Source organism: Nonomuraea sp. NPDC050556 (genome assembly GCF_044457355.1).
Taxonomy (GTDB): Bacteria; Actinomycetota; Actinomycetes; order Streptosporangiales; family Streptosporangiaceae; genus Nonomuraea.
The window spans coordinates 3,495,833-3,521,090 of record NZ_JBITGU010000001.1; the positions used below are offsets into that span (position 1 = coordinate 3,495,833).

Below are 25,258 nucleotides of genomic sequence, written 5' to 3' on the forward strand. Positions count from 1 at the left end.
CCAGTCGAACATGAGGCCGTCGCGGATCGGCAGGTCGTCCAGGTTCACGCGCCCGGTACCTTCCAGTCGAAACGGGCGCGGATCGCGGCGCCGTGCGCGGGCAGGTCTTCGGCGTCGGCCAGCACGGTCACGTGCTCGGCCGCCTCGGCCAGGGCCTCGCGGGTGTAGTCGATCACGTGGATGCCGCGCAGGAACGACTGCACCGACAGTCCGCTGGAGTGGCAGGCGCAGCCGCCGGTGGGCAGCACGTGGTTGGACCCGGCGAGGTAGTCGCCGAGGGAGACGGGCGCGTAGGCGCCGACGAAGATCGCCCCCGCGTTCCTGATCCTTCCGGCCACCTCCGCCGCCTGGCGGGTGTGGATCTCCAGGTGCTCTGCCGCGTAGGCGTCCACGACCCTGATGCCGTCGGCGAGGTCGTTGACCAGCACGATGCCCGACTGCCTGCCGGACAGCGCCTCCGCGATGCGCTCGGAGTGCTTGGTGGCGGCCACCTGGCCAGGCAGCTCCTTCTCCACCGCCTCGGCCAGCTCCACGCTGTCGGTGACCAGCACCGCCGCCGCGATCACGTCGTGCTCGGCCTGGCTGATCAGGTCCGACGCCACGTGCACCGGGTCGGCGCTGTCGTCGGCCAGGACCGCGATCTCGGTCGGACCGGCCTCGGAGTCGATGCCGATGACGCCCTTGAGCAGGCGCTTGGCGGCGGCGACCCAGATGTTGCCCGGCCCGGTGACCATGGTGACCGGACGGCACTCCTCGGTGCCGTAGGCGAACATCGCCACCGCCTGCGCACCGCCCACGGCGTACACCTCGTCGACGCCCAGCAGCGCGCAGGCGGCCAGGATCGTGGGGTGCGGCAGCCCGCCCTCCTGCGGCGGGCTCGTGACCGCCAGGCTCTCGACCCCCGCCTCCTGGGCGGGGACCACGTTCATGACCACCGACGACGGATAGACCGCCCTGCCGCCGGGCACGTAGAGCCCGACCCGGTCGACCGGCACCCAGCGCTCGGTGACCGTACCGCCGGGAACGACCTGGGTCGTGGTGTCGGTGCGCCGCTGATCCCGGTGCACCAGCCTGGCCCGCCTGATCGACTCCTCCAGCGCCAGCCTGACGCGAGGATCGAGCGTCTCCAGCGCCTGCGTGATCTCGCCGGCGGGGACGCGGGTGGAGGCGATCTCGACACCGTCGAACCTGGCGGTCAGCTCCCGTACGGCTGCCGCCCCACGATGGCGCACGTCCTCGCAGATGGGCCGCACCTTCTCCAGGGCGGCCTCGACGTCGAGTTCGGCACGGGGCAGCACGTCGCGAAGGTCCTCGGGAAGAGAACCGCGCAGGTCGATACGGGAAATCACCCGCCCAGTCTACGGAGTCCGGCCCCTGAATCCCGTTCTGTCCACGATCCGGACACCAGGCGCGTAGCCGGCCAGCCCTCGTTCCAGGAGGGCGAAGGCGGTCTCGGTCAGGGTGCGGACGCCGGAGGCGAGGCGTTCCGGCTCCTCACCCGCCAGGATCCCGCGCCGCACGAAATCCAGCATCGTGCGGTGGACGCCCATCAACGCGTGCGCCGCCACCCACGCCTCCACCTCTCCCCCGAGCACCTCGGCCAGCGCCTCCGTGGCCCGCCCCAGCACCTGCTGCTCCCTGGCCTGCAGAGCAGGGCTGGCGGAGATCACCCGGTTGATCGTGCGCAGCCGTTCCAGCGCCACGGCATCTCCTGCCGCCGCCTGATCCAGCAGTCCCCCGCTCGACTCCAGGAAACGCCGGAAGGCCGCCGCCACCGACCCCTCCCGCGACCCGACCGCCTCGAGCAGCCGCGCGCCGAAGGCTTCCAGCGGAAGGAAGAACAGGTCCTCCTTCGCCGGGAAGTGGTTGAAGACGGTGGCCTCGGAGACCTGCGCCTCGCGCGCGATCTCGATGACCGTCACCTGGTCGAAGCCGCGATCCGCGAACAGCCGCCACGCCGTCTCCATGATCAGCTGCCGCGTCTGCCGCTTCTTGAGCTCCCGGAGTCCCATTTCCACCTCGCTAGGGTTACCCTAAGATTAGGGTAACCCTAGCAAAGGAGCGAGCACATGTCCGACGTCATGGAACTCATCCAGCACTGGGCCGCCGCCGAGCAGGCCAACGACGCCAAGCACCTGGACACCCTCCTGGCCTCCGACTTCCACGGCGTGGGCCCGTTCGGTTTCGTCCTCGACCGCGACCAGTGGCTCGTCAGGTTCGACAACGGCCTGGTCAACAGCGTCGTGACCATCGAGAACCCCCAGCCGCGCGAGTACGGCGACGCGGCCGTCGTGATCGGCGTCATGCACCAGCAGACCACCTGGGCGGGCAACGACAACTCGGGCCGCTTCCGCGTCACCCTCGTCGCCGTCCGCGAAGGGGACCGATGGCAGCTCGCCAACGTGCACATCGGCCCCCTCCAGGCCCCGCCCCGCTAAATCAAGACATAACCGGCCGGGCGGGTGGTGAACGTGCCTCTTCCCTGCGTACGGCTGCGCAGGGAAGTCGCATAACCGAACACCTCGGCCAGCGGCACCACGGCGGTCACCACCAGCGCCCCGCCACGCGCCACCGACCCCGACACCTGCCCGCGCCGCGCGGCCAGATCGCCCAGCACCCCGCCGACCATCGAGTCCGGTACGGTCACCGTCACCTCGACCACCGGCTCCAGCACCGCCATCACGCACCGCCCCAGCGCCTCGCGCAGCGCGAGCCGCCCCGCCGTACGGAAGGCGAGCTCCGAGGAGTCCTTCGGATGCGTCGCCCCGTCGGTGAGCGTCACCAGCAGGCCGGTCACCGGGTGACCGCCCAGCGGGCCGCTGGACAGCGCGTCACGGCACCCGGCCTCGACCGCGCGCACGTACTCGCGCGGCACCCGCCCGCCGGTCACCGCCGACCGGAACGCGAACCCCTCAGGGTGCGGCTCCACGTCCAGCACCACGTGGGCGTACTGCCCGGCGCCGCCGTCCTGCTTGACGTGCCGGTACAGCAGCCCCGGCGCCCCGCGCACGACGGTCTCGCGGAAGGAGACCTGCGGACGCCCGACGCCGACCGCCAGCCCGTGCGCCCGGCGGATCTTCTCCACCGCCACCTCCAGGTGCAGCTCGCCCATTCCGGACAGCAGCGTCTGCCCGGTCTCCGCGTCGTTCCTGACCGCCAGCGACGGGTCCTCCTCGACCAGCCGCGCCAGCGCCGACGCCAGCCGTCCCGCCTCCGTGCCCGACCTGGCCTCGACCGCGACGGACACCACGGGATCGGCCACGACCGGCGGCTCCAGCAGGACGGGTTTCTCCGGCGCGCACAGGGTGGCCCCGGTGCGCGCCTTCGACCCGGCCAGCGCCACGATGTCGCCCGCCACGGCCCGCCGTACCTCGGTGTGCCGGTCGGCCTGCACGCGCAGGATCCTGCCCACGCGTTCCGTACGGCCGGCCGCCGCGTCCAGCACCGTGTCGCCCTTGCCGAGCGTGCCCGCGTAGACGCGCACGAAGGTCAGCCGCCCGGCCACCTTGAACACCAGGGCGGCGAACGGCTCCGCCACGGCGTCCCGCGGCGCGGGCAGGTAGGCGACGACGGCGTCGAGCAGCGGCTCGATCCCGCGGTTGCGGTAGGCGGAGCCGCACAGCACCACCACGGCCGCCCCCTGCAGGGTCAGGTCGCGCAGCGCCGACGCGAGCGTCGCGTCGGAGACGGCCCCCAGCTCCTCCAGGACGGCCGGATGCAGCTCGGCCACCGCCTCCTCCAGCAGCCTGCGCCGCTTCAGCGCCTCGTCGGCCAGTTCAGCGGGAACCGGCCCCTCCTCCAGAGCGTCGCCCCACGTCAGGGCGCGCATCCGCAGGAGGTCGACCACGCCGGTGAACCCGTCCTCGCGACCGATGGGCAGCTGGACCACCAGCGGGACGACGTCCAGCCGGTCACGGATCGACGCGGCCGCGGCGTCGAGGTCGGCGCCCGCGCGGTCGAGCTTGTTGACGAAGGCGATCTTCGGCACGCCGTACCTGTCGGCCTGGCGCCACACCGACTCGCTCTGCGGCTCGACGCCCGCGACGGCGTCGAACACCGCGATCGCGCCGTCGAGCACCCTCAGGGAACGCTCGACCTCGTCGGCGAAGTCGACGTGGCCCGGGGTGTCGATCAGGTTGACCCGGTGGTCCGCCCAGTCGCAGCTGACGGCGGCGGCGAAGATGGTGATGCCGCGCTCGCGCTCCTGGGGGTCGAAGTCGGTCACGGTCGTCCCGTCGTGCACCTCGCCACGCTTGTGGGTGGCGCCGGTGAGGTAGAGGATCCGCTCGGTGACGGTCGTCTTGCCGGCGTCGACGTGGGCGAGAATGCCAATATTGCGAATGCGCATCGCCATGTGCCCTTTCAGCACGATTTATGGCAGGACAGCGCGATTTTTCAGCGGTGCAGGCCGCGCAGCAGACACCGCGCGACGGAAGACACAAGGATCACCTCGTGCCCGGACGTGGGGACGGCAGCAGCGGTGCGCTCACGCATGCCCGTCCCCTTTCACTCGCCTGGTTACCCGGCGAGTGTATTGATCTTTCCGTACGGATCACACCGATTTTCGGCTGGTGCCTTTACAAAGTAGATCTGTAATACCATCGACGGTGTGAGCAAGGCGAAGAAGGGCGGGCAGGGCACCCCCGCCACGGTGGCGCTGACCAAGGCGGGCGCGGAGTTCACCCTGCACCCTTATGACCACGACGCGAACGCCCAGGCCTACGGCGAGGAGGCGGCGGACGCGCTGGGCCTGCCGTACGGCCAGATCTTCAAAACCCTCGTGGCCGAGGTGGACAGCGGCCTGGCAGTAGCGGTCGTCCCGGTATCCGGCAAACTGGACCTGAAGGCATTTGCCGCCGCCCTGAACAGCAAGCGCGCCGCGATGGCCGAGGCGGTGAAGGTGGAGCGCGTGACCGGCTACGTGGTGGGCGGCATCAGCCCCCTGGGCCAGCGCAAACAGCTCCCCACGGTGGTCGACGAGTCCGCGCTGGACTTCGAGACGATCTACTTCTCAGCAGGAAGGCGCGGCCTCCAGATCGAGACCGCGCCCAAGAACCTCATCGAGGCAACCCGAGCCACCACCGCCAGGATCGCCAAGGACGGCTAGTCGCCGAAGATCTCCTCCACCGAGGTGGCGGTGGCCGCACGGACGATCCACTGCTGCAGTTGATCGCAGTCAGTGCACGCCTCGACCTGGGCTCGATGAACGTCGTCGAGCTCCATTCCGCGCGCTCCCATGACCGCGACCAGACTCGCGCCCCTCCCCCGATTCTCGAAGATCTGGGTGAAGCGGTCGCTGTACTCGTACACGGACTTCGCCATTAGTGCCTCCAGACGCGCGCGCATCGACTCTGGGAGATGCATGCACAGATAACTGTAGTAAATCGACGACCTTTCGTCGCCGAGAGTGACGACAATGTCCGCGACCGCAGCGGCCGTTTCGAGGTCCGCATGTGCGACGGCCGCGAGCGTGGCCAGTTCGGGTGAAGCGAGGACGTCCTCGCGGTCGCGTAGCAGAGGCAGTTCGCTCGGTCCGACGACCACGATCGCCAGCACGATGCACGAGTCGTCCGGGAGGAACCGCCGCCGGTACTTGTCGGCGTCCGCCTGATCCAGGCAGATCACCACCAGCATGACCGGGCACCTGTATCGCCCCATGAGGCCGCCCACGTAGGCGGCCCATGCCCAGAACTTCTCCTCCTTGTACGTGTTCTGCATCTCGACGATCACGAAGCGCCGCCCGCCGTCAGGTCCGCGGACGGAGATGACCGAGTCGGCCGCGTACTCGACGGGCCTGCGCTCGTTGAGCTCCACCGACTCGCAACGCGCGTCGGTGTAAGCGTCCGGGGAAGCACGGAGGCCGAGGCCCAGGAGCTCCAGGGCGAAAGCAGGACGTTGCATGATCATTTCGAGGGGCATTTCATGCTTATGGCCAGGAGGCATGACCAGTCTCCTTTCTCGCAGTAGTGGAGACTTTACAGAAGGTAGTCGCCCCATGACTGGCGAATGACGATCAATGGGCAACCCTTGCCGTCGCCCCGCGCGAGGGGATGGGAGAGGATCGGGAATGTGACGGAACTGCACTACCTCAGCGCCACCGAGATGGCCCGCCTCGTCCGTACCCGCCAGGTGAGCGCCGTCGAGCTGCTCCAGGCCCATCTCGACCGCATCGAGCAGGTCAACCCGCAGGTCAACGCCATCGTGACGCTCGCCGCCGAAAAGGCGATGGAGCAGGCCAGACGGGCGGATGCGCAGGAGCCGCAGGGACCGTTGCACGGGGTGCCGGTGGCGCACAAGGATCTCGTGGATACCGCGAATATCCGGACTACCTATGGGTCGCCGCTTTTTTCGTCACATATCCCTGAAAAAGATGATCTTATTGTTGAGCGGCTCCGGCAGGCTGGGGCGATCTCCGTCGGGAAGACCAACACGCCTGAGTTCGGCACCGGGTCGCACACCGTCAACGAGGTGTTCGGGGCTACGCGCAACCCCTACGATCTGACCAAATCGGCGGGCGGGAGCAGCGGTGGCGCCGCCGCCGCGCTCGCCGCCGGGATGGTCCCCCTCGCCGACGGGTCCGACATGGGCGGGTCGCTCAGGAACCCCGCCTCCTTCTGCAACGTCGTCGGCCTCCGCCCCACCCCCGGCCGCGTCCCCGACGTCGACGAGAGCACGGCGTGGAACACCCTGGCCGTCCTCGGCCCCATGGCCAGGACGGTCGAGGACGTGGAGCTGATGATGTCAGTGATCGCCGGTTTCGACCCACGCTCGCCGTACGCCATCAGGGAGACCTTCACCCCGGATCCCGAAAAATCGGTGAAAAACCTGAAGGTTGCCTACTCCCCCGATCTCGGCGGCCTCCCGGTGGATCCCCGCACGGCGGCGGTCACCGCGACGGCGACCGGCGTGTTCGAGGGGCTCGGCGCCCACGTCGAGCAGGTCGACCTCGACCTCTCCGACGCCGACGACGCCTTCCGCGTCTACCGCGCCTGGTACTTCGCGCTCAACTTCGGCGACCTCGACGGCCTCGGCCCCAACACCGCATGGAACGTCGAGCAGGGACGCAAGGTCACCGCCGCCGACCTCGGCCGGGCCGAGCGGCTGCGCAGCGGCCTCTACCAGCGCACGGCCGCCTTCTTCGACACCTACGACGTGCTGATCGCCCCGGTCAGCCAGGTCCCGCCGTTCCCCGTCGAGGACCCCTACGTCAGCGAGATCAACGGCGAGAAGCTGCCCGACTACCTGGCGTGGATGCGCAGCGCCTACTGGATCAGCGTCCTGCACGCCCCGGCCGCCTCGGTCCCCGCCGGATTCACGCCCGAGGGGCTGCCGGTCGGGGTGCAGATCGTCGGCAGGCCGTTCGCCGACGCGCAGGTCCTGCGGGTGGCGCGGGCCTTCGAGACCGCTACAGGGTACGGCTCCCGCCGTCCCACTCTTCCGGCCTGACGCCATACGGCTGCCGCAGCGGCGACTCGCGGTATCCGGCGACGGCCTCCAGCACGCCGAACAGCGCGGTCGCCATGAACGCCCACGCGACCAGCACCCCGGACGCGGTCAGCCTGAGCGACCCCGGGACGATCTTCGCCCCGGGCACGGCCGACGCCTCGACGGTGACGGCGCCGAGCGTGAAGGCGGAGCCGACCCACAGCGTGAGCAGCGCCGCCGCCACGCCGCCCGCCGCGAGCCCGGCCAGCACCGCGAGCTGGGTGCCGCGCCGCGACACCAGCCAGCCCACGACCCCGCACACCACGCCGATCCCGCCGGTGATCGCGGCGAACCAGCCGTCCGCGCCGATGAGTGCCTGCGTGGTGAGGTCGGCCAGCGTGGTGCCCTGCGGGGTGACCATGTACGGCGCGCGCGGCGCGAGATAGGACCACAGGAGGCCGGCGGCCACGCCGAGCGCGGCGAGCACGAGGAAGGTCACCGCAAAAGCCCGCACTTGCCTCGCCACGCGACTCCCCCTCACAAGTGTGTCCGAACCTGCTCGATGCTATCTCCCCGTTAGGCTTCAGCCGTGAACGAAGAGGTGTGGCTGATCGATCCCTCGGGTCCGCTCCGAGGGGATGTCGAGGTACGCGGGTCCAAGAACGGTGTCTCCAAGCACATGGTCGCGGCCATGCTCGGCACCGGCGAGAGCACGATCCACAACGCCCCAGAGGTGGGCGAGGTGGGCATCACGGCGGCGATGCTCGAAGCGCTCGGCATCCACGTCGAGATAGCCGGCTCCGAGATCCACATCGCGCCCGGCACCGAGATCAGGCCACGGGTGCCTGACGCGTTCACCGGGCTCAACCGCATCCCCATCCTCATGCTCGGCCCCCTGCTGCACCTGGCGGGCGAGGCGTTCGTGCCGCTCGTCGGCGGCGACCCCATCGGCCGCAGGCCCATCGACTTCCACGTCGAGGCGCTGCGCCAGATGGGCGCCGAGGTGGAGATCCAGGAGGGCGGCGTCTACGCCAAGGCCAAGCGGCTCAACGGCACCCGCATCGAGCTCCCCTACCCGAGCGTGGGCGCCACCGAGACGATCCTCATGTCCGCGGTGCTCGCCGAGGGCAAGACGGTGCTCAAGAACGCGGCCATGGAGCCGGAGGTCGTCGAGCTGGCCCTGTTCCTGCAGCGCATGGGCGCCCTCATCGAGCTGTCGCCGGACCGCCGCATCGTCATCGAGGGCGTGGAGAGCCTGCGCGGCGCCTCCACGTGGCTCGCCGGCGACCGGATCGAGGCGTTCTCCTACCTGGCGGCCGGGCTGATCACCGGCGGCCAGGTGCGGGTGCACGGCTGCCATCAGGACCGCCTGGTCACCGCGATCACCACGCTGGCCAGGATGGGCGCCCAGTTCGAGATCAACGACGACTACCTGTGCGCCACCCAGCCGCCCGAGGGCATGCGCAGCGCCGCCGTCCAGACCGACACCCACCCCGGGTTCATGACGGACTGGCAGACGCCGCTCATGGTGCTGTTCACCCAGAGCCAGGGCATGTCGGTCCTGCACGAGACCGTCTTCGAGAACCGCCTGGTGTACGTGCCGGCGCTGCAGAAGATGGGGTGCGAGATCGAGGTGTTCGACCAGTGCCTGGGCGGGCCCGCCTGCCGCTACCACGACACCAACGCCAAGCACTCGGCCGTGGTGCGCGGGGTCTCTCAGCTCAAGGGCGCCGACGTGACGCTGCCCGACATCCGGGCCGGGTTCTCCGCCGTGCTGGCCGCCGCGGTCGCCGACGGGGTGTCCACGTTGCGTGGTGTGCACCACATCGAGCGCGGCTATCACCGGCCTTTCGAACAGTTCGCCTCACTCGGTCTTAACATCCGCAGGCAACGGTAAAGAACCAGAACCGGGCGTTTGGTAGCGATCTTCCGGTCGCAGATCATCTTTCGTGAGTGTTGCGAAAGCCATCGGCGGGCTGGGACTGGCAGGGGCGATCACCGGGCTGCTGGCGGCCGCGCTGGCCGCGCCCGGCGTGGGCGCGGCGGGGCTGACCGCCAGGGGCGTGGCCGCCACGTTCGTCGACCTGCCGCCCGCCCCGCGCGAGGAGCCGCTGCCGCAGCTCACCCGGTTGCTCGACAAGAACGGCCAGCAGTTCGCCACGTTCTACGAGGCCAACCGCACCACGGTGCCGCTGGACCAGGTGGCCCCGGTGATGCGCAAGGCGATCGTGGCGATCGAGGACTCCCGCTTCTACGAGCACGCCGGGCTGGACATCAAGGGCACGCTACGCGCCGTGATGACCAACACGCAGGCGGGCGGGATCAGGCAGGGCGGTTCGTCGCTCACCCAGCAGCTCGTGAAGAACATCCTGGTGGAGAACGCCGAGACGCAGGCCGAGCGGGACAAGGCCAGGGCGCCCAACGTCGGCCGCAAGATCACCGAGCTGCGGTACGCCCTAGCGTTGGAGGAGAAGTACCGCAAGGACGAGATCCTGGAGCGCTACCTCAACATCGCCTACTTCGGCGCGGGCGCCTACGGCATCGAAGCGGCCGCCCAGCGGTTCTTCTCCACGAGCGCGGCCCGGCTCACCCTCACCCAGGCGGCCACGCTGGCCGGCGCGGTGCGCGCCCCCTACTCCACCGACCCGTCCATCGGGCGCAAGCAGCAGAGCAGGCTCAAGCAGCGCCGCAACACCGTGCTCGACCGCATGGCCCAGCTCGGCGCGATCCCCAAGGTGCAGGCGGAGAAGGCCAAGCGCGCCAAGCTGGCGATCAGGCTGCACGCGGAGCCGGGCGGGTGCGGCCAGAGCCGTTATCCGTACTTCTGCCTCTACGTGCAGCGGGAGCTGCTCACCAACCCGGCCTTCGGCGACACCGAGGCCGAGCGCCGGCGCAGGATGGCCAGGGGCGGCCTGACGATCAGGACCACCCTCGACCCGCTCGCGCAGAAGTCGGCGGAGCGGGCCATCGCCAGTCACGTGCGCGCCGAGGACACCGAGGTCGCCGCCGAGGCCATGGTCGAGCCGGGCACCGGGCGGATCAGGGCGATGGCGGCCAGCAAGCGGTTCGGCACCAACCCCGGCAACAAGAACAACGGCCCCAACACCACCTTCAACCTGCCCGCCGACGTCACGCACGGCGGCGGCATGGGGTTCCAGGCGGGCTCGACGTTCAAGGTGTTCACCCTGGCCACCGCGCTCAAGCAGGGATGGCGGTTCAACCAGGGCTTCAAGACGCCCGGGATGCTGGTGCCCGCAGCGGGCTACCGCGACTGCCGGGGCAACGCGGTCAACGCGCCGACCGCCAAGATCTTCAACGCCAGCGGCGAGGGCAAGGGCGGCCCGCACAGCCTGTCCACCGGCACCTGGAAGTCGGTGAACATCTTCTACATGATGCTGGAGCGCAAGGTCGGCCTCTGCAACGTGGTGGAGACGGCCAAGGAGCTCGGCATCACCCGCGCCGACGGCTCGGCGCTGCGCGAGGTGCCGACGTTCACCCTCGGCGTCAACGAGATGGACCCGGTGACCGTGGCCGGGTCGTTCGCCGCCTTCGGCGCGCGCGGGCGCTACTGCCGTCCGATGGCGATCGTGGAGATCGCCGACCAGGCCGGGCTGCACACCGCCGTGCCGCCCGCCTGCGAGCAGGTGCTGGACCGGCATGTCGCCGACGCGGTCAACTACATCCTGCGCGGGGTGTTCAGCAAGGGCACCATGCACGGGCAGAGCATCGGCAGGCAGGCGGCGGGCAAGACCGGCACCAACAACGGCTACACCTCGGCGTGGTTCGCCGGGTACACGCCCGACCTGGCGGCGGCGGTGAGCGTCGGCGACATCCGCGGCTCCTACCGCTACCCGCTGACCGGGGTGCGGATCGGGCACGAGTACTTCGGCTCCGTGCAGGGGGCTTCGCTGCCGGGGCCGATCTGGGTCTCGTCGATGGAGTCCGCGCTCCGCCGTACGCCGGAGACCGCGTTCGCTTCGCCGGACATGTCACGTTTCGGCGGCGGTTATACCCCGGGTCTGGCCGAGGCGATGGCCGCGGAGAAGCGTGCCGAGCAGGCCAAGAACCACCGGTTCGGCTTCCGGATCAAGCATCGCCACCGCCGTCACTGACACGGAATTCCTGTGTCGGGATTGACCGGGTGTGTCAGGAGGTGGATAACTTCCGGACATGAGGGATGCCCGATTAGTGGGACGGGACTCCGAGCTTGGAGTCCTCACGGACGCGATGAAGCGTCCCCCGTCCGTTGTGCTTGTGGAAGGCGAAGCGGGGATCGGCAAGACCAGCCTGGTCGGTGCCGCTGTCAAGAGGGTGTGTCAGGACGGCCGGGCGCTGCTGCTCGGCAACTGCCACCAGTTACGCGAGCCGTTCCCCTACGGGCCGGTGATCGAGGCGCTGCGCGACCTGGGCGGCAGGTTGCCGTCCGCAGCCTCGCTCAACCCGGTCACCGGGGCGCTGCGCGGACACCTGCCCGAACTCGCCGGAGCGCTTCCACCCGCACCTGAACCCCTGACCGATCCGGGAATGGACCGACATCGGCTCTTTCGCGCCGTACACGCGTTGCTGGAGGCGGCCGGCCCCGCCGTACTCGTGATCGAGGACCTGCACTGGGCCGACGACGGCACCCAGGACCTCCTGAGATTCCTGACCAGACGACCGCCGGACGGCCTGGCGGTCGTCATGACCTACCGCAGGCAGGACCTGCGGGCGACGAGCCTGCCGCTCGGCGGCACCAGCCTGATCATCTCGCTGGCGCCGCTGGACATCGCCGGCGTCGGCCTGCTCGCCTCCTCGCTCCTGGGCCGCACCGGGCTGCCCGCCGCGCTGCCCGCCCGGCTGCACGAGCGCACGTCCGGCATACCGTTCCTGGTGGAGGAGCTGGTCAGGTCACTCGGCGACGACCGCCAGCCCGACGCGCTGGAACGGGCGGGCGTGCCGCTCCTGCTGCGCGAGGCGATGGCGGAGCAGCTGTCCAGGCTGACCCCCGCCGCGCTGGCCACCGTGCGCGCCGCAGCAGTGCTGCGGCTGCCGGTGGGCGAGCCGCAGCTCGTCGCGGTCGCCGGCGGGTCGGGCGGCCTGGTCGAGGCGCTGCGCCACGGCGTGCTGCACGAGTATCCCGACGGCAGGTACGGCTTCCGCCACGCGCTGGCGCAGGAGGCCGTCTACGCGGCCATCCCCGGCCCCGACCGCCGCCAGGCGCACGAGCGCGCCGTCGCCGTGCTGGCGTCGGCCGACCCGCCGCCGCTGGTGCAGCTCACCTTCCACGCGCGCCGCTCCGGCGACACCGCTGCCTGGGTGCGGTACGGCACGGCCGCCGCGAAACGCGCCGCGGCGCTCGGCGACACGCCGCTGGCCGTCCAGGTGCTGGAGGACATGGTCGCCGACCAGGAGCTGCCCGCCTCCGAACGGGGGCGGCTCGTGCTGATGATGAGCAGGCTGGCGCTGGCCGGGCTGTCCTACCCAAGGGTCATCAGGCTGCTGCGCCACCTGCTGTCCGACGACGCGCTCGCCCGCGACCTGCGAGGGGAGGCCAGGCTGTCGCTGGGGTTGATGCTGTTCGGCCAGGTGGGCGACGTGGCGGCCGGGCGGCCCGCCGTACTCGCCGCCGTGGACGAGCTGGAGGACCAGCCCGCGCTGGCCGCCAGGGGGCTGGCCAGCCTGGCCATGCCCGGCTGGGGCGCGGAGCCGGTGTCCGTGCAGGAGGAGTGGATGGCCAGGGCGGAACTGCTGGTCGCGGACGCGGAGGACCCGGAGCTGGCCACCGCCGTCCAGGCCAACCGGGTCGCCTTCGCCATGGCCGTCGGCTCGCCGGACACCTTCGCGCTGGCCGACGCCTTGCCCGCCACGGACCCGTCGGCCGCCGTGCGCCGCCAGGTGGCCCGCGCCTACTGCAACCTCTACGACCTGGCCACCACGCTCGGCCTCTACGTGCACGCCGAGCGGTACGGCACGCAGGGGCGCGCGCTGGCCGAGGAGACCGGCGCGTTCTTCCCCGCCTACCTGGCCCAGGGCGTGGCGCTGCGCCTCGACTGGCTGGTCGGGCGCTGGGCCGGGCTCAGCGGGCGCGCCGTCGCGCTGGTCGAGGCGACCGGCGAGGCGCCGCTGGCGGCGATCGAGGCTCATCTCGTGCTCGGCCGCATGGCGCTGGCCACCGGCGACTGGGCCACCGCCGAGGAGGAGCTGCGCCTGGCCGGGCTCGACGAGCCGGACGCCAGGTACCTGCCGCTGGTGATGGCCGCCTGGGGCGGGCAGATCGAGCTGCACCTGGCCCGCGGCGCCCTGCCGGAGGCGGTCAGGGAGTCCAGGCAGGCCGTGGCCATGCTGCGCGCCAAGGGCGTGTGGTCCTGGGGTGACCAGGTCGTGCCCGGTGCGGTCACGGCGCTCCTCGAGATCGGGCGGGCCGCCGAGGCGGTGGGTCTGGTGGCGGAGTACGGCGCGGGCATCAGGGGCAGGCTCGCCCCCTCCGCCTCTGCCGCGCTGGAGATGGCTCGCGGGACGCTGGCCTCGGGGGTCGAGGCGGCGAACCGGTTCGCCATGGCCCGCGCCGCCTACTCCGCGATGCCGCAGCCCTACTTCTGCGCCAGGGCCGGCGAGGCGGAGGGTAAGGCGCGGCTGTCCGCGGGTGACCGTACGGCTGCCGCGGAGGCTCTCGCCGACGCGGCGGAACGGTTCGAGGCGCTGGGCGCCACCCACGACGCCGCGCGCTGCCGTCACGCTTTGCGGGAGTGCGGGGTCTCGACCCCGGCGTTGCGCCGCCGGGGCGAGGGCGTGCTGTCCGCGCGCGAGCTGGAGGTCGCCCGGCTCGTCGCGCTCGGAAGAACGAACAAGGAGATTGCCGAAGTGCTGTTCCTGTCACGCAGGACGGTCGAGACGCATGTCGCGACCGTCCTGCGCAAACTCGGAGTGCGCTCACGCACCCAGGTGCGGACGGACTAGACCGTGATGCTCCACGTGTCCAGAACACCCTGGTCCTGTGCGTAGTAGTCCTCGATGTAGAGCGTCCACGTACCGGCCGCCTGCTGGCTCACCGGCACGGACCAGTTCCGCGTGCCGAAGGCCGAGCAGGACGTGCCACCGGGCGACCTCAGGTGGTACCAGGAGCCGTTGGGTCCCTGGAGCCAGATGTCGAGGTCCTCGATGCAGGTGTGGTTGCTCGTCGCGCTGACCTTCACCGGGGAGACGGCTGGGCCGGTCGCTGTCGAGGTGATCGGGGACTCGATGTACTCGTAGTCCAGGATCTGGTAGTCGGTGTCGTTGCGGAAGGTCCGGCCCGTCTGGGTGCCCTGGACGGTGAGGGTGAAGACCGTGCTGTGGTTGGCGGTCTCACCTGCGCCGTTGATGGTCACCTGGAAGGTGCCCGTCGCCGTGGTGCTGGTGGTGGCGATGGTCAGCGTCGAGTTGTTGCCCGACGTCACGCTGGCCGGGTTGAAGGTGGCGGTCGCACCACTGGGCAGGCCGGAGGCGGTCAGGTTGACCGTCTGGGCCGCGCCCGCCGTCGTCTGGGTGACGACCTGCGTGGTGATCGAGTTGGGGGTCTGGACCGTCCCGGAGGACGGGTTGACCGCGATCGAGAAGTCACGGGTCGGCGTGGAGGTGCCTACCGCGAGCTTCCAGACGGCGTACGCCGAGGCGTCCGACGCCCGGTCCAGGACCGTGTCGTTGATGTTGGTGGTGGTGTCGCACGACTGGTGGTAGCACGAGTCGTACGCGCGGCCCGACGTGCCGCCCCACTTGCTGGCCTGCGCCGCCGTCTTCACGGCGCTCGCTCCGGCGGCCACACCCGAGGTCGGGATGCCGGCGTTGCGGAAGGAGGCGTCGTCGGAACGGTTGGCTCCCTCGGTGTTCTCCTCCGGCTGCAGGTTCAGCGCGTCGTAGAACGCCTTCAGCGGAGCCGCCGGGGCGGTGGTGATGTTGTTGATGAAGTAGCCGCCGTTGGGCGAGCCGACCATGTCGTAGTTGAGGTAGGCCTTGATCTTGCCGCGCTCGGTGGTGTTGAGCGAGGCGACGTAGCCCTCGGAGCCGTTGAGCCCCTGCTCCTCGTCGCTCCACCAGCCGAACCTGACGTGCTTGGCCATCGACGGGTTCTTGACGGCCAGCTGCAGCGCGACTTCCAGCAGCGAGGCGGAGCCCGAGCCGTTGTCGTTGATGCCAGGTCCTGCCGACACGCTGTCGAGGTGGGCGCCGCCCATGATCACCTGGTTGGCGTCACCGCCGGGCCAGTCCGCGATCAGGTTCGGCCCCGCACCGGAGGTGCAGGTGGAGCCACAGGCCACGCGGGTCGTGGTGTAACCGGCCGCCTGCAGCTTCTGCTCGACGTAGGTGACCGACTGGGTGTAGCCGGCGCCGGTCGAGCGGCGGGTGCCGCCGTTGTTGTTGGCGATGGTCTGGAACTGGGCCAGGTGCGCCTTGACGTTGGCGACGTTGATGTCCGGCGGGTCGTTGTTCTGGCCGCCGCCGACGGTCAGGTTGTAGTTGGCCGTGTGCGTGGCCGTCTGACCTGTGCCGGTCACCGTGATGTTCCCGCTGCCGCTCGCTGTGGCGCTCGCGGTGAGGGTCAGGGTCGAGCTGTTGCCCGACGTCACGCTGGCCGGGCTGAAGCTGGCCGTGACGCCGCTGGGCAGGCCGGAGGCGGTCAGGTTGACCGTCTGCGCGTTACCCGACGTCGTCGTGGTGCTGACCGTCGTCTGGACGGACTGCCCAGGCTGTACGGTCCCCGACGTGGGGTTGGTGGCGATGGAGAAGTCCTGGCTGGGCGCCGTGCAGGTGGGCTCGCCGGACTGCACCGGCACGCTCACCGCGTTCCACGCCGCCTTGGTCGCCGCGCACTCGGCGCTGTTGGCGCCGAAGAGCTCGACGGCCGCCGCGAGGCTGGCGCTGCGGATGTTGTTGTAGCGCCAGGAGGACGTCTTACGTCCCAGCGCGCCCATGTAGATCTTGCCGGCCTTCTGGATGCTGATTCCGGTGACAGAGGAAGGGCCGCCGGAGCAGATCGGGCTGTTGGGCTTGCCGCCACCGGGGGCGTTGCCCTCTGCCAGCAGGTAGAACCAGTGGTTCAGCGGGCCTGCCGCGGCGTGGACCTCGGTGTTGGGGATCGAGGAGGACCAGCAGTTGGGGTCGCCGACGCGGCTGGGGTCGTACATGTACCTGATCGGCCCCTGGCCCACCAGGTTCACTTCCTCGCCCACCTCGTAGTCCGGCGGGTCGTTGGGGTTGTTCGCGTAGGCCTCGGTGAGAGCGCCGAAGATGTCGCCGGTGCCCTCGTTGATGCCGCCGTTCTCGTTGCCGGAACCCGCGCCACCAGGGGTGGTCTGGAAGATGGCGTGGCCGAACTCGTGGCCGACGACGTCGATCGGGGTGGCCTGGCGCTGGTTGTCCTGGGAGTGGCCGAAGCTGGTCGAGCTGCCGTCCCAGTAGGCGTTGACGTCGGCGAGGCCCACCTTGGCCGGGAATCCACGGCCGGAGCCGTCGATGCCGTTGCGGTTGAGCCAGTCACGCAACATGTCCCACTCGCGCTGGACGCTGTACAGCGCGTCCACGCAGGCGGTCTCCAGGTTGGTGCCGCCGTTGTTGCCCCAGACGTCGTCCGGTCCCGTGTACGGCGAGCCGTTCTGGCCACCGCACTGGATGCCGGGCCTGGTCGTGTCGACCATCCGGTAGGTGGTGCCCGACTGGCTGGTGGTGATCGTCGAGTTCGGGTAGTAGTACCCGTTGCCCGTGCCCAGCTTGACCTCGTCGTAGGAGTCGGCGACCGCACCGGTCGTCGCGTCGACGAAGACGTGCTGCTTGCTCGGCTTGCCCTTCACCGAGCCCTGAACCACGGTCTCCCAGGTTAGCTTGGGCGAGGAACCCCAAGCCAGGACCACCAGGCGCGGGGCCACGGTGGTGTCGACCTTGGACAGTTGCTTCTTGGACGTCCTGATGGCCCGCTCGGCCGTGACGCGCGGGGTGACGTCCAGGCTGTCGGGAACCGCGCCCGAGGCAGCCGTCGTGTCGCGGACGTTGCCCTGCGAGTCGGTCACGACGACCGCGTCGCCGCCGACCATGGGCAGGCCCTTGTAGGTCCTGTCGTAGCTGACATAGAACATGCCACTGGCGCCGGGGGTCACGGCCCGGCGCCAGTAGGTCTCGTCCTGTCCTTTTCGTAAGTCGTCCAGCCCGCTGGAGACCGCTCGGTCAGCGGCCGTCGCGGCCAGCGAGGCGGGGTCGCCCGCTGTCAGGCTGGGGGTCGGCTTCCCGGCGCCGGGGGGCGCCGCGGATGCGGGAATCGGGGAGATCGCCAGGGCCGCGGTAGTGGCCAGACCTGCGACAGCCGCGAGGAGAGATCCACGTCTCACTCGCCAGCTCCTTTCATGCACGCTCCCGTGCCGACACACCTGTGGGTGTACGGCACGGGAACAGGGGGGTGTGATTGGCTTACCAGGAGGTGCTCAGCTGGCGGCCTTGACACTAGGCCTCACTGGGAGCCAAGACATCCGTATCGATATCGGTATACGTACCGAATCCACCCCACCCACCCATTTCCCGCCTCGGGGAAGCTACCGCAGGGAACACCGACCCCCTTCCCCCTCGCGACCTCCACCGCCCGCAGCCCGCCACCCCGCGGGGCCCCTATCTGGAGCCTTCCTTCGTCGCAGCCCCCACCCCGGGCCTCCACCCCACGCGGCCCGCTATCCGTCGCGTCCCCACCACCTCGGGCCTCCACCTCACGCGACCCGCCACCTCAGGCCTCCACCTCACGCGGCCCGTCACTTCGCGCCTCCGGCCCACACGGCCTCTCCGCTTGGAGGCCTTCACCCGTCGCGGGCGCTCCCCTCACACGGGCCTCTTGAGGCACGCCCTCACCCCTCGGGCGCATCCACTCCTCGCGGGGTACGCATCCCCCGCGGCCCCCACTCCTCGCGCGAGCCCCTCACCCGACCAGCAAGCCTCTCCCCCACGGAACCCCTCACACGGCAAACACCCGCAGGTCAGCCGACAAGCTCCGCCATAACCCCAAAGTGATCAGACGGCCAGACCGCAACCCCGTCAACCTCCACAGACCGGTTGAACACCACCCGCACCTCACCCACAGCCGCACCAGTGAAGACATAGTCAAGCCGCCGAGAAGGCTCGTCAGCCAACCGCGCATAGTCGTTGCTCACATCAAACGTCATCCCCAAAGACCCGTCCCCCGCAGCCTCCCAGGCATCAACCAGCCCAGAACCACACAGGAACCGAATCTCCGCCGACCCCGGCTCAGCATTGAAATCCCCCAGCAACACAGCAGGCAGATCCCCACCCCAGCCACCCATCGCCGAAACGATGAACCGCACCTGCTCCACCCTGGCCGCACTCCTGTCCAACTCCCAGTCAAGGTGAGTGACAAAGACCGGCAACGTCCCAGCAGGCGTATCCACCAGGGCCCGCAACAAAGCCCGAGGCTCCACCCCATCCACAGGCAACGCCAGCACGTCCTGCCGAACAACAGGCCACCGACTCAGCAACGCGTTCCCCAACACCCGCCCACCAAAATCAACAGCAGGCGCATAGGCCACCTCATACCCAAGCCCGTCAGCGATCCCAGCCGCCTGACATGCCCCATCCCGCCTAACCACTTCCTGGAGCCCGATGACATCAGGCTGGAGTACGGCAAGCTCCTCCCGAATCAACCGCAACCGCTCACCCCACGGCCCGTGCTGCCCCCAGACATTCAGCGTAGCCACCCGCACCACACCCACCCCCTCCTTCGCCACCAACCACCCATAAGCCCCAAACCCCCGACCCTACCGACCAACCCCCACCCCGTCAGCCACCAGACGATCACCACAGGCACCCGCCAACGCCCAGCGAACGGCGGGCCATTGTGAATCGCTCGGCAACCCAGGCACCGGCCTCCGTGCCACCGACGTGCCAATGGACGAACACGCCCTCGGCCCGCAGCCTCAGGAGAGGCCCCGCCAACAGTCCCCGACGGACGAAACGCCGACCCCACCAACACGGAGATCGTGACCAGTGAGCGGACCGCCCTTCAATGAAGAGCAGCGGGCAACACCCCCGGGACAAGCGACGTCGTTCGTGGAAGGACGCGGCGTCGCAGGCGATCAGCCAAGCCCTTGAAGAGAGCGCCACGTCGAGAGTGAGCAACGCTCCTCAAGAGGAAGCATCTTGATGGGCGAGCAAGAGCCACGCCACACCCCGAAAGGTCAGATCGCTGCGCCTCAGGGCAACGACCCCCAGGTCGTCGAGCCACGTGGGCGTGGAGCTCCAGCCGCTGCAATCGCGACCAGCCCTCGCTCGAAGGGGGCGCAGAATCTCCGACCAAGACCAGCGGCCCAGCGCCTCGGGGTCGGGGCCCGGAAGGCCCTGGCTGGGGGTCTTGGGGGCTCGGCCCCAAAGAAACCAGCCCGCGCCCCAAACGCGCGAAGCCGCAAGGCGAGACCTACGCAGTGCAGGCGCCGAAGGAGGGGCATCTCATGGGCAGCAAAGGCCGACGAACCCTTCATCGAGCCCGCGATTCAACAGGCAGCGACACCAACTCGCCAAGGGACTCACCCCGCTGAAACCGCGATCACCCTCACTCCAGGGAGGCGCCCAACTCAGACCAAGTCCAGCGGCCCGACACCTCGGGGGTCCGGGGGCCGGAAGGCCCCCGGCTGGGGTTTGGGGGGCTCGGCCCCCCAAAGAAGGCCAGCCCGAGCCCCATCGCGCGAAGCGCCCCCGGGCGAGGCCCATGGCGCGCGGCAGGACGGCCGGGGTGATCTAGCCCTTCAAGTACCGCAGGGTAGGTGTTCGGTTAGCCGCCGAGGCAGGCGGGGCCCAGGAGTTGCTTGAGGTCGCCCATCAGCGCCGGTGACTGCGTCACGCGCAGCCGGTCGTCCACCCGCATCACCGTCGTCTTGGGCCCGTTGTGTACCTGCAAGTGCACCTCCGATGTCCCCGGGTGGGTGTTGAGGATCTCCTTCAGGCGACCCACCACCGGCGGGGTGCAGCGGTTCAGAGGCAGGGAGACCAGCAACGGGCCGCCCGCCTCCACCGACAGGTCCGGCGCCGTCACCTCCATCGCGATGATCTTGGCGACGTCCTCGCGCTTGTCGATGCGCCCCTTGACGAAGACGATCGCGTCCTCGGCCAGGATCGTCGAGCACAGCTGGTACGACGACGGGAAGATCATGACCTCGATCGCGCCCTCAAGGTCCTCCAACTGCGTCAGCACCCACGTGTCGCCCTTCTTGGTGACCTTGCGCTGCACCCCCGAAAGGATGCCGCCCACCGTCACCACGTGGCCGTCGGCCCGCGACTCGTCCTGCAGCGCCGCGATCGAGCAGTCCGCCCCCGACGCCAGGATGTGCTCCACCCCCAGCAGCGGGTGGTCGGACACATAGAGACCCAGCATCTCCCGTTCGAAGGTCAGCAGGGTGGTCTTGTCCCACTCCCCCACCGGGATCTGCACGTCGAACGTCTGGTCCTCGCCGCCGTCCTCTGCGCCGAACAGCGAGTCCTGCCCGATGGCCTCGTTCTTCTTGATGTCGATGATCGCGTCGACGGCCTGCTCGTGGACCATGACCAGGCCCTTGCGCACGTGCCCGAGCGAGTCGAAGGAGCCCGCCTTGACCAGCGATTCGATGACGCGCTTGTTGCAGACGATCGCGGGCACCTTGCGCAGGAAGTCCTTGAAGTCGGAGAAGCGGCCCTTCTCCTTGCGCGCCGCGATGATGCCGTCGACGACGTTGCCGCCCACGTTGCGCACGGCGGACAGGCCGAAGCGGATGTCGGTCCCGCGCGGCGTGAAGTCGAAGTCGGAGTCATTGACGTCCGGCGGGAAGACCTTGATGCCCATCCGGCGGCACTCGTTGAGGTAGAGCGCGGACTTGTCTTTGTCGTCCTTGACCGACGACAGCAACGCGGCCATGTAGGCGGCCGGGTAGTTGGCCTTGAGGTAGCCGGTCCAGTAAGCGATGAGGCCGTAGGCGGCGGTGTGCGCCTTGTTGAACGCGTAGTCGGAGAAGGGCAGCAGGATGTCCCACAACGCCTTGATGGGCTCGGGGCCGAACCCCTTCTCCTGCATGCCCTTCTCGTAGAACTCGTACTGCTTGTCCAGCTCCGACTTCTTCTTCTTGCCCATCGCCCGGCGCAGCAGGTCGGCGGAGCCGAGCGAGAACCCGGCCACCTTCTGCGCGATCGCCATGACCTGCTCCTGATAGACGATCAGGCCGTAGGTCGTGTCGAGGATCTCCCTGAGCGGCTCTTCCAGCTCGGCGTGGATCGGGGTGATCTCCTGCTGCTTGTTCTTGCGCAGCGCGTAGTTGGTGTGCGAGTTGGCGCCCATCGGGCCGGGGCGGTAGAGCGCGAGGGCGGCGGAAATGTCCTCGAAGTTGTCGGGGCGCATCAGCCGCAGCAGCGAGCGCATGCCGCCGCCGTCCAGCTGGAACACGCCCAGGGTGTCGCCGCGGCTCAGCAGCTCGTAGGTCTTGCGGTCGTCGAGCGGCAGCTTCAGCAGGTCGATCTCTTCGCCGCTGCTCTCCTTGATCATCTCAAGGCAGTCCGACATGATCGTCAGGTTGCGCAGGCCCAGGAAGTCCATTTTCAGCAGGCCGAGCGTCTCGCAGGTCGGGTAGTCGAACTGCGTGATGATCGCGCCGTCCGAGTCGCGGCGCATGATCGGGATGTAGTCGGTGATCACCTCGGACGACATGATCACGCCGGCGGCGTGCACGCCGGTCTGCCTGATCAGGCCCTCCAGGCCCTTGCCGAGGTCCATCGTCGCCTTGACGTCGACGTCTTCCTCGTAGAGCTTGCGCAGCTCACCGGCTTCGCCGTACCGGGGATGGTCCTTGTCGAAGATGCCGGCGAGCGGGATGTCCTTGCCCATCACGGCCGGGGGGAAGGCCTTGGAGACCTTGTCGCCCAGCGCGTAGGGGTAGCCCAGGACGCGGCCCGCGTCCTTGATGGCGGCCTTCGCCTTGATGGTGCCGAAGGTGGCGATCATGGCGACCTTGTCGGCGCCCCACTTCTCGGTCACGTAGCGGATGACGTCCGCCCGCCTGCGGTCGTCGAAGTCGATGTCGACGTCGGGCATGGACACGCGCTCCGGGTTGAGGAAGCGCTCGAAGATCAGGCCGTGCGGGAGCGGGTCGAGGTCGGTGATGCCCATCGCGTAGGCGACCAGCGAACCGGCGGCCGAGCCTCGGCCGGGGCCGACGGCGATGCCGTTGGCCTTGGCCCACATGATGAAGTCGGCGACCACGAGGAAGTAGGACGGGAACCCCATCTGGAGGATGACGCCCATCTCGTACTCGGCCTGCTTGCTGTGGACCTCGTCGATGCCCTCGGGGAAGCGCTTGTTCATGCCCTCCCACACCGTGGCGCGGAAGAACTCCTCCTCCGTCATGCCGTCCGGGATGGGGTAGGTCGGCATGAGGTTCTTGAACTCGAAGAACCCGGTCGTGTCGACCTTCTCCGCGATCAGCAGCGTGTTGCGGCAGCCCTCCGCCCACAGGTCGGAGGAGTCGACCGCGCGCATCTCGTCGGCGTTCTTGATGTAGTAGCCGGACCCGTCGAACCTGAAGCGGTCGGGGTCGGAGAGCTGCTTGCCGGTCTGGATGCACAGCAGGGCGTCATGGGAGACGGCGTCAGACTCGTAGGTGTAGTGCGAGTCGTTGGTGACGACCGGCGGAATGTCCAGCTCTTTGCTGATGCGGGTCAGCCCGTCACGGACCCGGCGCTCGATGTCGAGCCCATGGTCCATGATCTCCAGGTAGTAGTTCTCCTTGCCGAAGATCTCCTGGTAGCGGGCGGCGGCCGCGACGGCCGCGTCGTACTGCCCCAGCCGCAGCCTGGTCTGCACCTCGCCGGACGGGCAGCCGGTGGTGGCCATCAGGCCCGCAGAATGCTCGGCGAGGATCTCCGCGTCCATCCGGGCCCACTTGCGGTGGAAGCCCTCGGTGTAGGCGCGGGAGCTGAGCTTCATCAGGTTGTGCAGGCCGACCTTGTTGCGCGCCCAGATCGTCGTGTGGGTGTAGAAACCACCCGCCGAGACGTCGTCCTTCTTCTGGTGCGGCTCGCCCCACAGGACCGGCTTCTTGTTCTGCCGCATCTCCGGCGCGACGTAGGCCTCGATGCCGATGATCGGCTTGACCCCGGCGCCGGTCGCCTGCTTGTAGAAGTCGTAGGCGCCGTGCATGTTGCCGTGGTCGGTGATGGCGATGGCGGGCATGCCCAGCTCGCCGACCTGTTTGAACATCTGCTTGAGGCGGGCTGCCCCGTCCAGCATGGAGTACTCGGTATGCACGTGCAGGTGTACAAACGAGTCACTGGACGACATGGAGCGGCGCCTCCTCGATCGAGACTTTGATGTGCAGGCTTGAGCCTAGTGGGCCGTACCGACAGTCCGGCGCAGCCACGAGCATCGCTGACGACGTGTACGGGACGCGCCGGGCGAGGCTACACCATGGCGTGTCACCGCACCCACGCCGACCTGCGCGGATATCGTCTGCGTAATGAAGCAGTCACGGACCGACGAGGGCTATTCGCACGCGCTGGGCAACCGCCAGGTCCAGATGATCGCGATCGGCGGCGCCATCGGCGTCGGGCTGTTCCTGGGGGCCGGAGGACGGCTCGCGGCCACCGGTCCCGCGCTCGTCCTGTCGTACGCCGTGGCCGGGCTCGCCGCCTTCTTCGTGATGCGCGCGCTGGGCGAGCTCGTGCTCTACCGCCCGACGAGCGGCTCGTTCGTGGAGTACGCGGGCGAGTTCGTCGGCCCCTGGGCGGCGTTCGCCAGCGGCTGGATGTACTGGATCAACTGGGCCTTCACCGGCATAGCCGAACTGACGGCGATCGCCACCTACGTCTCCTACTGGGCGCCCGGTTTCCCCGAGTGGCTCACGGCGCTGATCTCGCTGGCGTTCGTGCTGGCGGTCAACCTGGCGTCGGTGAAGCTCTTCGGCGAGCTGGAGTTCTGGTTCGCGCTGCTGAAGGTGCTGGCCATCGTGGCGTTCCTCGTCACCGGGCTGATCATGGTGATCTTCGCCGTGCAGGGCGCCGGACCGGCCAACCTGACCGCGCACGGCGGCTTCTTCCCCAACGGCTTCCCCGTGGTGCTGATGAGCCTGCAGTCGGTGGTGTTCGCCTACGCCTCGATCGAGCTGGTCGGCATCACGGCGGGCGAGACGAAGAACCCGCGCGAGATCATGCCGAAGGCCATCAACGGCGTCGTCTGGCGCATCGCGATCTTCTACGTGGGCTCGGTGCTGCTGCTGGCGATGGTGCTGCCCTGGACCGCCTACAACGCGGGCACCTCGCCGTTCGTGACCGTCTTCAGCAGCCTGGGCGTGCCGTGGGCGGCCGACGCCATGAACCTCATCGTGATCACCGCGGCGCTGTCGTCGTGCAACTCGGGGCTCTACTCCACCGGCCGCATCCTGCGCTCGATGGCGCTCAAGCGGGAGGCCCCCGGCTTCACGGGGTCGCTCAACTCCAGGCACGTGCCGTTCGGCGGCATCCTGATGACGGCCGCGGTGTTCGTGGCCGGGGTGGCGCTGTTCTACTTCGTGCCCGCGCGCGCCTTCAACATCGCCACGGGCGTGGCCTCGCTCGGCGTGATCACGACGTGGGCGACGCTGGTCTACTGCCAGTTGCGGCTGCGCCGTACCAGGCAGGACTCGGCGTTCCCGATGCCCGGCACGCCGTACGCCAACTGGCTGACCCTCGGCTTCCTGGCGCTGGTCGTGCTGCTGATGCCGTTCGCCGACGAGGACCAGCGCATCGCCTTCTTCTGCATCCCGGTGCTCGTGGTCGCCATCGCGCTCGGCTGGAAAGTGGTCAGCAGCCGCCGCCTATAGCCGTTTATGCTCCTTGT

The 25,258-nt window shown here is 69.3% G+C and carries 15 protein-coding genes; 7 read left to right on the forward strand and 8 right to left on the reverse strand.

Going from position 1 to position 25,258, the window contains the following annotated elements; genetic code table 11:
• Nucleotides 1-44: 44 nt before the first annotated feature.
• Both hisD and ACIBG8_RS16590 read right to left on the reverse strand, forming a co-directional pair.
• Entirely contained in the window at nt 45-1,349 is a 1,305-nt protein-coding gene (hisD, locus tag ACIBG8_RS16585) for a histidinol dehydrogenase (RefSeq protein ID WP_397343584.1), read from the reverse strand.
• Between the two features lie 9 nt (nt 1,350-1,358).
• Complete coding sequence (locus ACIBG8_RS16590; protein ID WP_397343585.1) at nt 1,359-2,012, reverse strand: TetR/AcrR family transcriptional regulator; 654 nt, start codon at nt 2,010-2,012, stop codon at nt 1,359-1,361.
• A 57-nt stretch (nt 2,013-2,069) separates the two neighbouring features.
• On the opposite strand from ACIBG8_RS16590, the gene ACIBG8_RS16595 reads away from it, so the two are divergent.
• Nucleotides 2,070-2,438: a nuclear transport factor 2 family protein gene (locus ACIBG8_RS16595; protein ID WP_397343586.1), complete on the forward strand. Its 369-nt coding sequence runs from the start codon at nt 2,070-2,072 to the stop codon at nt 2,436-2,438.
• Here ACIBG8_RS16595 and fusA read toward each other — a convergent pair.
• Nucleotides 2,435-4,348, reverse strand: a complete 1,914-nt coding sequence (gene fusA, locus ACIBG8_RS16600; protein WP_397343587.1) for an elongation factor G — start codon at nt 4,346-4,348, stop codon at nt 2,435-2,437. The two genes, ACIBG8_RS16595 and fusA, sit on opposite strands and share 4 nt — an antisense overlap.
• 261 nt (nt 4,349-4,609) lie before the next feature.
• On the opposite strand from fusA, the gene ybaK reads away from it, so the two are divergent.
• A complete protein-coding gene (gene ybaK, locus ACIBG8_RS16605; protein ID WP_397343588.1) occupies nt 4,610-5,107 on the forward strand; it encodes a Cys-tRNA(Pro) deacylase in 498 nt (165 codons plus the stop codon).
• Here the strand turns inward: ybaK and ACIBG8_RS16610 are convergent.
• A complete protein-coding gene (locus tag ACIBG8_RS16610) occupies nt 5,104-5,907 on the reverse strand; it encodes a hypothetical protein (RefSeq protein WP_397343589.1) in 804 nt (267 codons plus the stop codon). The genes ybaK and ACIBG8_RS16610 overlap by 4 nt on opposite strands.
• Nucleotides 5,908-6,069: 162 nt before the next feature.
• Here ACIBG8_RS16610 and ACIBG8_RS16615 point away from each other — a divergent pair, with 162 nt between their 5' ends.
• Nucleotides 6,070-7,446, forward strand: a complete 1,377-nt coding sequence (locus ACIBG8_RS16615) for an amidase (protein WP_397343590.1) — start codon at nt 6,070-6,072, stop codon at nt 7,444-7,446.
• On the opposite strand, the gene ACIBG8_RS16620 is transcribed toward ACIBG8_RS16615, so the two are convergent.
• On the reverse strand, nt 7,406-7,951 hold the full coding sequence (locus tag ACIBG8_RS16620) for a hypothetical protein (protein ID WP_397343591.1): 546 nt from the start codon (nt 7,949-7,951) through the stop codon (nt 7,406-7,408). The genes ACIBG8_RS16615 and ACIBG8_RS16620 overlap by 41 nt on opposite strands.
• Before the next feature lie 63 nt (nt 7,952-8,014).
• On the opposite strand from ACIBG8_RS16620, the gene murA reads away from it, so the two are divergent.
• Genes murA through ACIBG8_RS16635 form a run of 3 tightly spaced genes read left to right on the forward strand, consistent with a single transcriptional unit; the run spans nt 8,015 to nt 14,361 of the window.
• Nucleotides 8,015-9,322: a UDP-N-acetylglucosamine 1-carboxyvinyltransferase gene (murA, locus tag ACIBG8_RS16625; RefSeq protein WP_397343592.1), complete on the forward strand. Its 1,308-nt coding sequence runs from the start codon at nt 8,015-8,017 to the stop codon at nt 9,320-9,322.
• A 52-nt stretch (nt 9,323-9,374) separates the two neighbouring features.
• A complete protein-coding gene (locus tag ACIBG8_RS16630; RefSeq protein ID WP_397343593.1) occupies nt 9,375-11,537 on the forward strand; it encodes a transglycosylase domain-containing protein in 2,163 nt (720 codons plus the stop codon).
• A gap of 58 nt (nt 11,538-11,595) precedes the next feature.
• On the forward strand, nt 11,596-14,361 hold the full coding sequence (locus ACIBG8_RS16635; protein WP_397343594.1) for an ATP-binding protein: 2,766 nt from the start codon (nt 11,596-11,598) through the stop codon (nt 14,359-14,361).
• Here the strand turns inward: ACIBG8_RS16635 and ACIBG8_RS16640 are convergent.
• The 3 genes from ACIBG8_RS16640 to dnaE form a co-directional block, all read right to left on the reverse strand.
• Nucleotides 14,358-17,759, reverse strand: a complete 3,402-nt coding sequence (locus ACIBG8_RS16640; RefSeq protein ID WP_397343595.1) for a M28 family peptidase — start codon at nt 17,757-17,759, stop codon at nt 14,358-14,360. The genes ACIBG8_RS16635 and ACIBG8_RS16640 overlap by 4 nt on opposite strands.
• Before the next feature lie 633 nt (nt 17,760-18,392).
• A complete protein-coding gene (locus tag ACIBG8_RS16645) occupies nt 18,393-19,157 on the reverse strand; it encodes an endonuclease/exonuclease/phosphatase family protein (protein WP_397343596.1) in 765 nt (254 codons plus the stop codon).
• Nucleotides 19,158-20,197: 1,040 nt separating this feature from the next.
• Nucleotides 20,198-23,725, reverse strand: coding sequence for a DNA polymerase III subunit alpha (gene dnaE, locus ACIBG8_RS16650; protein WP_397343597.1), 3,528 nt, complete (start codon nt 23,723-23,725; stop codon nt 20,198-20,200).
• A 175-nt stretch (nt 23,726-23,900) separates the two neighbouring features.
• Between dnaE and ACIBG8_RS16655 the strand changes: the two genes are divergently transcribed.
• Nucleotides 23,901-25,241 carry an amino acid permease gene (locus ACIBG8_RS16655; protein ID WP_397343598.1) on the forward strand — a complete coding sequence of 447 codons (1,341 nt, stop codon included), beginning with the start codon at nt 23,901-23,903 and terminating at the stop codon, nt 25,239-25,241.
• The last annotated feature ends 17 nt before the right edge of the window (nt 25,242-25,258 follow it).

Coding starts and splice junctions, on each gene's coding strand:
- ACIBG8_RS16635 (WP_397343594.1), top strand. CDS start 11,596: ATGAGGGATGCCCGATTAGTGGGACGGGACTCCGAGCTTGGAGTCCTC.
- dnaE (WP_397343597.1), bottom strand. CDS start 23,725: ATGTCGTCCAGTGACTCGTTTGTACACCTGCACGTGCATACCGAGTAC.
- ACIBG8_RS16610 (WP_397343589.1), bottom strand. CDS start 5,907: ATGATCATGCAACGTCCTGCTTTCGCCCTGGAGCTCCTGGGCCTCGGC.
- ACIBG8_RS16590 (WP_397343585.1), bottom strand. CDS start 2,012: ATGGGACTCCGGGAGCTCAAGAAGCGGCAGACGCGGCAGCTGATCATG.
- ACIBG8_RS16655 (WP_397343598.1), top strand. CDS start 23,901: ATGAAGCAGTCACGGACCGACGAGGGCTATTCGCACGCGCTGGGCAAC.
- ACIBG8_RS16595 (WP_397343586.1), top strand. CDS start 2,070: ATGTCCGACGTCATGGAACTCATCCAGCACTGGGCCGCCGCCGAGCAG.
- fusA (WP_397343587.1), bottom strand. CDS start 4,348: ATGCGCATTCGCAATATTGGCATTCTCGCCCACGTCGACGCCGGCAAG.